1 protein-coding gene is annotated in these 1,097 nt (G+C 46.9%); it reads left to right on the forward strand.

The genetic code is table 11. The features are described 5' to 3' along the window. A partial coding sequence (gene tuf / locus ACWYU8_RS21980) for an elongation factor Tu (protein WP_457521846.1) occupies positions 1 to 1,097 on the forward strand: 1,097 nt, incomplete at both ends.

A 1,097-nucleotide genomic window follows, 5' to 3' on the forward strand; every position in this document is an offset into this window, starting at 1 on the left:
CACGTAAACGTTGGTACTATCGGCCACGTTGACCACGGTAAAACAACTCTAACTGCAGCTATCTGTACTACTCTTGCTAAAGTTTACGGCGGCGCTGCTCGTGACTTCGCATCTATCGATAACGCTCCAGAAGAGCGTGAGCGCGGTATCACAATCTCTACTTCTCACGTAGAGTACGACACTCCAACTCGCCACTACGCACACGTAGACTGCCCAGGACACGCTGACTATGTTAAAAACATGATCACTGGTGCTGCGCAAATGGACGGTGGTATCCTAGTTGTTGCTGCAACAGATGGTCCAATGCCACAAACTCGTGAGCACATCCTACTAGGCCGTCAGGTTGGTATCCCTTACATCATCGTATTCATGAACAAATGTGACATGGTTGACGATGAAGAGCTACTAGAACTAGTAGAAATGGAAGTTCGTGAACTTCTATCTGAGTACGATTTCCCAGGTGATGACCTACCAGTTATCCAAGGTTCAGCTCTAGGCGCACTAAACGGCGAAGAGCAATGGGAAGCGAAAATCATCGAACTAGCTGAAGCTCTAGATTCTTACATCCCAGAGCCAGAGCGTGCAGTAGATATGCCATTCCTAATGCCTATCGAAGACGTATTCTCAATCCAAGGTCGTGGTACAGTAGTAACTGGCCGTATCGAGCGCGGTATCCTGAAAGTTGGTGACGAAGTTGCTATCATCGGTATCAAAGACACTATTACAACTACATGTACTGGTGTTGAAATGTTCCGTAAACTTCTAGACGAAGGTCGTGCGGGTGAGAACGTTGGTGCACTTCTACGTGGTACTAAGCGTGACGAAGTAGAACGTGGTCAAGTACTAGCTAAACCAGGTTCAATCACTCCACACACTAAGTTCGAATCAGAAGTATACGTACTGTCTAAAGATGAAGGTGGTCGTCACACTCCATTCTTTAAAGGCTACCGTCCACAGTTCTACTTCCGTACAACTGACGTAACTGGTGATATCTCTCTACCAGAAGGCGTAGAAATGGTAATGCCAGGTGACAACATTCAGATGACTGTTGAGCTAATCGCACCAATCGCAATGGACGAAGGTCTACGTTTCGCGAT

It is taken from the genome of Vibrio limimangrovi (assembly GCF_054064025.1).